Origin of the sequence: Pseudovibrio sp. POLY-S9 (assembly GCF_001431305.1) — a bacterium.
Lineage (GTDB): Bacteria > Pseudomonadota > Alphaproteobacteria > Rhizobiales > Stappiaceae > Pseudovibrio.
In genome coordinates this window covers 12,156-18,233 of record NZ_LCWX01000060.1, presented here as the reverse complement: position 1 = coordinate 18,233, position 6,078 = coordinate 12,156, and the positions used below count along the sequence as shown (strand labels likewise).

General features: G+C 53.8%; 7 protein-coding genes. All 7 read left to right on the top strand.

The window, feature by feature from the left end:
* Positions 1-59 precede the first annotated feature (59 nt).
* Positions 60-818 carry a protocatechuate 3,4-dioxygenase subunit beta gene (gene pcaH / locus PPL9_RS04260; protein ID WP_057461534.1) on the top strand — a complete coding sequence of 253 codons (759 nt, stop codon included), beginning with the start codon at positions 60-62 and terminating at the stop codon, positions 816-818.
* Between the two features lies 1 nt (position 819).
* Positions 820-1,431, top strand: a complete 612-nt coding sequence (pcaG, locus tag PPL9_RS04255; protein WP_057461488.1) for a protocatechuate 3,4-dioxygenase subunit alpha — start codon at positions 820-822, stop codon at positions 1,429-1,431.
* A 9-nt stretch (positions 1,432-1,440) separates the two neighbouring features.
* Complete coding sequence (locus tag PPL9_RS04250; RefSeq protein WP_057461487.1) at positions 1,441-2,295, top strand: CoA transferase subunit A; 855 nt, start codon at positions 1,441-1,443, stop codon at positions 2,293-2,295.
* Complete coding sequence (locus PPL9_RS04245) at positions 2,292-3,083, top strand: CoA-transferase subunit beta (RefSeq protein WP_057461486.1); 792 nt, start codon at positions 2,292-2,294, stop codon at positions 3,081-3,083. Before PPL9_RS04250 ends, PPL9_RS04245 begins: the two co-directional genes overlap by 4 nt.
* The gene (pcaF, locus tag PPL9_RS04240) at positions 3,083-4,288 is read left to right on the top strand and encodes a 3-oxoadipyl-CoA thiolase (RefSeq protein ID WP_057461485.1); all 1,206 of its coding nucleotides are present in this window, start codon (positions 3,083-3,085) and stop codon (positions 4,286-4,288) included. Before PPL9_RS04245 ends, pcaF begins: the two co-directional genes overlap by 1 nt.
* A gap of 1 nt (position 4,289) precedes the next feature.
* On the top strand, positions 4,290-5,360 hold the full coding sequence (locus PPL9_RS04235; RefSeq protein ID WP_057461484.1) for a 3-carboxy-cis,cis-muconate cycloisomerase: 1,071 nt from the start codon (positions 4,290-4,292) through the stop codon (positions 5,358-5,360).
* A 33-nt stretch (positions 5,361-5,393) separates the two neighbouring features.
* A partial coding sequence (locus tag PPL9_RS34085; RefSeq protein ID WP_244273343.1) for a M20/M25/M40 family metallo-hydrolase occupies positions 5,394-6,078 on the top strand: 685 nt, incomplete at its 3' end.

The following is a 6,078-nucleotide window of genomic DNA, read 5'->3' as shown; positions in this document are numbered from 1 at the left end:
GGGTGCCCCAGCCGCAAACAGCGCCATCAAAGTCGTCAAAAATGTTTTCGCGCAGCTTGATGCGTCAGGGGAGTGAGATGAGCAAGCCAACGACCAATGCTGGTCCGTTCTTTCCACGAGACCGGAACTGGCATCCTCCGGCATTGTCGCCCAACTACAAAACGAGCGTGTTGCGGTCTCCGCAAAAGGCGCTTCTGTCTCTCGGAAATACAATCAGCGAAACCACCGGACCAGTCTTCGGCCACAACATGCTGGGTGAGCTGGATCACGATTTGGTGCAGAATTATGCCAAACCGGGTGAAAGTGCGCAGGGAGAGCGCATCATCGTCCATGGCCATGTTCTGGATGAAGAAGCCAGACCAGTTCCGAATGCGCTGGTAGAAGTTTGGCAGGCCAACGCTGGTGGCCGCTACCGTCATAAAAAAGATGGCTACCTTGCGCCGCTTGACCCGAATTTCGGCGGATGTGGTCGCGTCATCACGGATGAGAATGGATACTATGCTTTTCGTACCGTTCGCCCCGGCCCGTATCCGTGGCCAAACGGGGTGAATGACTGGCGCCCGTCCCACATCCATTTTTCGCTTTTTGGTTCCGGTTTCGCGCAGCGCCTGATCACGCAGATGTATTTTGAGGGCGATCCTCATATTCCGCTGTGTCCGATTGTGAGGACGATCAATGATCCGGCTGCGATTGAGATGCTGGTTGCCAAGCTGGACATGAACCATTGTGTACCAATGGACGCCCGTGCTTATCGTTTTGATATCGTCCTGCGTGGCCGTCGCTCGACCATGTTTGAAAACCGTATGGAGGGCAATTGATTTGACAAAGCTGGAGTATCTGAAAGAAAGCCCAAGCCAGACGGCTGGTCCGTACGTTCATATCGGCTGCACCCCGAATTTCATCGGGAACACAGGGATCTTCAAAGAAGACCTTGGCGCGCGCATGGTGAATGAGCAAACCAAAGGCCAGCGCATTACCATTAAAGGTCGTGTGTTTGATGGAACCGGAACGCCTTTGAAAGATGCCATGCTGGAAATCTGGCAGGCAGACAGTGAAGGTCTGTTCAACAGCCCGTCAGAAACGCGTGGTGAAGCTGACCCCAACTTTCCTGGATGGGGGCGCCAGCCGGTCAATCTGGAAAGTGGTGAGTTCTGCTTTGAAACTGTGAAGCCGGGTTCTGTTCCATTTCCCGATGGCAGGCCGCAAGCGCCACATATCAACTTCTGGATCGTCGCGCGCGGAATAAACATTGGTCTCAATACACGCATGTACTTCCCGGAAGAGGACGAAGTCAACGCAGTTGATCCCGTGTTGGGCCGTATTGAACATCGCGTGCGCATATCAACGCTGATCGCGAAGCAATCCGGCGACACCTACACCTTTGACATTTACATTCAGGGTGAAAACGAAACCGTCTTCTTTGATATCTGATTGATAAATATGGCTGAATTTTTGTCTTTAAAAGATGCGGTCACGAAATACCTCAAAAGCGGCGACACTGCCGCTTTTGAAGGTTTTACGCATCTCATTCCCCACGCCGCTGCCCACGAAGTTATTCGGCAGGGCATTGATGAACTCACTGTCATTCGCATGACGCCTGATCTTATTTATGATCAGCTCATCGGCATGGGGCTGGTCAGGAAATTGATCTTCTCCTACGCGGGCAATCCGGGTGTTGGGTTGTTGCGACGCGTTCGTGATTCAATCGAAAACGGCTGGCCGCGACCCATTGAGATTGAAGAGCATTCCCATGCCGCTCTTGCCAATGCATATGAAGCTGGGGCTGCTGGCCTGCCATGCGCCGTGTTTCGTGGTTATATGGGTACAGAACTTCAGCGCGTAAATCCGAATATCAAAAAAATAAATTGCCCTTTCACGGGTGAGGAATTGGCTGCTGTTCCCTCCATTCGTCCTGATGTTGCTTTCATCCATGCTCTTAAAGCTGACCGCAAAGGCAACGTGTTGATTGAAGGAATCGTGGGTGTCCAAAAGGAAGCCGTGCTGGCTGCAACGTACTCCATTGTGACGGTTGAGGAAGTGGTTGATGAGCTGGATACGCATATGAACGCGTGCATCCTGCCACACTGGACCGTCTCCGCTATTTGCGAAGTGCGCGGCGGGGCGCATCCGTCTTATGCGCAAGGGTATTACGGCAGAGACAACAAGACGTATATCGACTGGGATCCGATCGCAGCAGATCGTGAGAGGTTTCAGGCATGGATGGAAGAACATGTGCTGAAGCAGGGACCAGAGGTGTTTGCTGATCGCATTAAAGGGCTGGAGGTAACTCCATGACAGCACAAGACTTTACCCCGGACGAGATGATGGCCATCGCGGCATCCCGCGCCTTGGGCAACACGGATGTGTGCTTTGTGGGCATCGGCCCGCCATCTGCTGCCTGTAACATCGCCCGTCTAACTCACGCACCAGATATTACGCTGATTTATGAGAGTGGAACGATTGGCACTGCGCCAGATATTTTGCCGCTTTCCATTGGAGATGGTGAGCTTTGTGACACAGCGCTGACGACGGTTTCAGTAACCGAGATGTTCCGCTACTGGTTGCAAGGTGGCAAGATCACAGTCGGTTTTCTGGGGGCAGCGCAGATTGATCGTTTCGCCAACATCAACACCACCGTGGTGGGAGACTACGACAATCCGAAGGTAAGATTGCCTGGTGGCGGCGGAGCGCCTGAGATCTCCTCCTCCTCTCAGGAAACTTACATCACCATGAAGCAAAGCAAGCGTGGTTTTGTTGAGAAACTGGACTTTTTCACCTCCTTTGGGCACGGCGAAGGAGGTGACCACCGCGCTCGTATGGGCATCACCACAAAAGGTCCAACCCTGCTGATTACCGACCTTGCCATCTGGAAACCTGATCCTGTAACCAAAGAGCTGACAGTGGTCTCGCTTCATCCGGGTACGACCAAAGAACGGGTGCAACAAACAGTGTCTTGGGCTGTACGGTTCTCGGATGATTTGCAGGAGACCCCTGTGCCGACTGAGGAGGAACTGTCTGTTCTGCGCGCATTAAAAGCGCGAACGGCGGCGGCGCATGCGGGTAACAGAGTGGAGACGGCCTGATGTCTGAGGCATATATTTGCGATTATATTAGAACACCGATTGGTCGTTATGGGGGCGTGCTGTCTTCTGTTCGGGCGGACGATCTTGGCGCTTTGCCAATTAAAGCATTGATGGAACGAAACCCGTCAGTTGATTGGGAAGCCGTTGACGAAGTGTATTACGGCTGCGCCAACCAGGCTGGTGAGGACAACCGCAACGTGGCTCGCATGGTCGCGCTGCTGGCAGGTCTGCCAGAAGCCGTACCTGGTACGACGCTGAACCGTTTGTGCGGGTCTGGCATGGATGCTGTCATTGCAGCCTCTCGTGCCATCAAGACAGGTGAATGCGATCTTGTGATTGCTGGCGGCGTGGAATCCATGTCCCGTGCGCCATTTGTGATGCCAAAGGCGACCTCACCGTTTTCTCGTGCCAACGAAGTGTTCGACACCACCATTGGCTGGCGGTTTGTGAACCCGAAAATGAAGAAGCAGTTCGGCATCGACAGCATGCCTGAGACTGGCGAAAACGTTGCTGAAGACTTTGGTGTCTCCCGTGCTGATCAGGACGCGTTTGCCGCGAGCTCACAGGCTAAAGCAGCGGCTGCACAAGAAAATGGCCGCCTTGCCAAGGAGATCATCGAGGTCACAATCCCTCAGCGCAAAGGTGATCCGATTATCGTGTCCGCTGATGAGCACCCACGTGCAGGGACAACTGCCGAGAAATTAGCAAAGCTGCCGACACCCTTCCGTGAAAATGGCAGCGTGACTGCGGGCAATGCCTCAGGTGTCAACGATGGCGCTGCTGCGCTGATTGTTGCCTCTGCAGCAGCGGTCAAAAAATATGGTCTGACCCCAATTGCACGCGTGCTTGGCGGAGCGACGGCCGGCGTTGCACCGCGCATTATGGGCATTGGCCCTGCTCCTGCAGCGCAAAAACTATGCGCGCGGTTAAATTTGCAACCTTCTGATTTTGACGTCATTGAGCTCAATGAAGCCTTTGCAAGTCAGGGGATTGCAGTTCTGCGCGAACTGGGGTTGGATGCAGGTGCAGCTCATATCAACCCGAATGGCGGGGCGATTGCATTGGGCCACCCACTGGGCATGTCCGGCGCACGCATCACCGGAACCGCAGCGTTGGAACTGAGCTTGCAAGGCAAAAAACGCGCACTGGCCACTATGTGTATTGGAGTTGGTCAGGGCATCGCGATCGCGCTGGAAAGGGACTAATGTGAGTGTGAGCCTCTTCACCAATCCTATGTGGAGCGGATTGTTTGGAGATGAGGACGTGCAACGCGCCTTTGCTCTGGAAACAACTCTGGATCACTATCTGGCTTATGAAGTGGCTCTCACCAAGGCCTTGTTCGCACATTCTCTCGTTTCAGCCGAAGCAAAGGACGCTGTGCTTGCTGGCTGCAAAGGGTTTGCACCTGATATCACGCGGATCAAGGCAGGCGTTGCAAAAGATGGCCTGCCAATCCCAGCTTTCATCAAGCAACTGCGCATGCGCGTTGGCGAGCCATACGCTGGAGAATGCCACAAAACATCCACCAGTCAGGATGTGATGGACACCGCGCTGGCGTTAGCTCTACGAAAAACCTCTCAGATTCTACAAAAGCGCTTGTCTGCGGTCATCGCTGCACTTGAAACTGTGAAATCGGCGAATAGTGATTATCCGCTGATGGGCAGAACGCGCATGCAAGCCGCGCTGCCAATAACGGCAGGTGACCGCATTTCCACATGGATTGAACCGCTGAAACGGCACTATCAACGGCTAGACGATGTCGCTCCAGAGGTTGCAGTGCTTCAGTTTGGCGGACCTGTAGGAACAAGTCATGCTCAGGGCGAACATGCAGTTGCTATTGCCGCGTATATGGCGGCAGAGCTGGACCTGAGAGTTCCGGAGCATTCATGGCATACGCAGCGGGACAACATGGTGGATTACGCAAACGTCCTTTCCATGATCTCCGGCAGCCTTGGCAAGATTGGTACGGACGTTGCTTTGATGGCACAACAGGGCCTTGAGGAAATTAAACTTTCCGATGGTGGACGCTCCTCAGCCATGGCCCACAAACACAACCCGATCAACGCGGAATTACTGGTAACGCTTGCCCGTTACAACAGCACCCAGGTCTCTGCGATGCATAGCGCCTTGGTGCATGAACAAGAGCGCTCAGGTTCAGCTTGGGCGTTGGAGTGGATGATCCTGCCCGGCATGTGCATTGCAACGGGTGCTGGTCTTCAGAGTGCATTAAAGCTGCTGAAACAAACAGAGTGGATTGGAACCCCCTTAAGTGATTAACTGCGCGCACCTAGTCTGAAAGGGAGAATGAGAATGTCCAGTCGCAATGAAGCCATCCAACGGGCGGAAACATATTTCGACAGCGGCGCATTCCTCACTGATCTGGCCCGATTAATCGCTATTCCGACGGAAAGTCAGGAACCCTACCAAAAACACCAATTGATGCGTTATCTGAAAGAGGAGATGCGACCTCTTCTCGAGCGTCTTGGCTTCAAAACGCACATCTTCGACAATCCGAACCCGATTGGTGGCCCTTTCCTGTTTGGGGAACGCATCGAAGATCCAAGTTTCCCGACAGTTCTGACCTACGGGCACGGAGATGTTGTGCGCGGACAAGCCGGTAACTGGATGGGGGGAAGAGACCCGTTCGTTCTGGAAGAAGACGGCGAGCGCATTTACGGGCGCGGTACCGCTGACAATAAGTGCCAGCATCTCATTAACCTTCAGGCCTTGGGTTGCCTTTTGCAGGAAAAGAAGCAACTTGGCTTCAACTGTAAGGTGATCATTGAGACTTCTGAAGAAACCGGCTCCGCTGGCCTGCAAGAGTTCTTCGATGAACACAAGCAGATGTTGGCAGCGGATGTGCTGATCGCCTCTGACGGGCCGCGCTTGCAATCGGATACACCAACAGTCTTCACCGGTGCGCGTGGTGCGCAAACATTCACACTACAAGTAAACCTGCGTGATGGTGCCAATCACTCAGGCAACTGGGGCGGGC

What these genes read in the sequence shown, in the direction of transcription:
- pcaF (WP_057461485.1), top strand. Translation starts at nt 3,083, where the DNA reads ATGTCTGAGGCATATATTTGCGATTATATTAGAACACCGATTGGTCGT.
- PPL9_RS04250 (WP_057461487.1), top strand. Translation starts at nt 1,441, where the DNA reads ATGGCTGAATTTTTGTCTTTAAAAGATGCGGTCACGAAATACCTCAAA.
- pcaH (WP_057461534.1), top strand. Translation starts at nt 60, where the DNA reads ATGCGTCAGGGGAGTGAGATGAGCAAGCCAACGACCAATGCTGGTCCG.
- PPL9_RS04245 (WP_057461486.1), top strand. Translation starts at nt 2,292, where the DNA reads ATGACAGCACAAGACTTTACCCCGGACGAGATGATGGCCATCGCGGCA.